Genomic DNA, 943 nt, shown 5'->3' with positions numbered 1-943 from the left:
GCAAGGTGATCTCCACCCGCGACTGCGCCTCGCCGCTGTACTGCTGCGGCTCGCCCAGCGCCAGTACCACCACGTCGGTGCGCAGGGCCGCGGCCACCGCCTGCTCGATGCCGCCGGGCAACGGGGCCTCCAGCGCACAACCGGCCACGACTTCCAGCGACGCAGGGTCTTCGAGCTGCGCCCGCAGCCCGCTGTCCAACGGCACATAGCGCGTCTTGTCGCCGAACAGCGTCCAGCAGCCTTCAATGTTGTCGCGGTCCGGACCGAACGGGCCGATCAGCGCGATCTTCTGCCCGCGCGTGCGCAGCGGCAGCAGGCCGCGGTCATTTTTCAGCAGCACGATCGAACGCCGCGCTGCCTCGCGCGACAGCGCGTCGTGGGCGGCGACGGGGGAACCATCGGCTTCGCGCAGCGGGTCCAGCGAGCGGTACGGATCATCGAACAGGCCAATGGCTTCTTTCAGCTGCAGCATCCGCCGCACCGATTCATCCAGCAGCGCCATCGGCACCTGCCCGCTTTCGACCAGCGCCGGCAGGTGTTCGGCATAGAAGCCGCTCTGCATGCTCAGGTCGAGCCCGGCCAGAAACGCCTTGGCGGTGGCATCGCGCTCATCGGCGGCGTAGCCGTGCGCAACCAGTTCCATGTCGGCGGTGTAATCGGACACCACCACTCCGGGAAACCCCCACTCCTGCCGCAAAATACCCGTCAGCAACGCGTGGTTGGCGCTGGCCGGCACGCCATTGATGTCGTTGAACGCACTCATGACCGCCAGCGCGCCTGCGTCGAACGCCGCCTTGAACGGCGGCAGGTGCACATCGCGCAGGGTCTGCGGCGAGATATCCACCTGCGCGTATTCCATGCCGCCCGCCACCGCGCCGTAGGCGGCAAAATGCTTGGGCGTGGCCAGCAGTGCGTCATCCGCCCGCAGGTCCTCGCCCTGGAA

At 68.1% G+C, this 943-nt stretch carries 1 protein-coding gene; it reads right to left on the bottom strand.

The window, feature by feature from the left end; translation table 11 throughout:
• Nucleotides 1-943, bottom strand: a 943-nt coding sequence (locus JCM9942_RS16905; protein WP_172675193.1) for a glycoside hydrolase family 3 N-terminal domain-containing protein, incomplete at both ends; no start/stop codon positions are given.

The organism is Stenotrophomonas pictorum JCM 9942 (genome assembly GCF_001310775.1).
In the GTDB taxonomy this organism is placed as follows: domain Bacteria; phylum Pseudomonadota; class Gammaproteobacteria; order Xanthomonadales; family Xanthomonadaceae; genus Stenotrophomonas; species Stenotrophomonas pictorum.
Note: the sequence above shows the minus strand (reverse complement) of the source record. Positions and strands in the feature narration are given on the sequence as shown.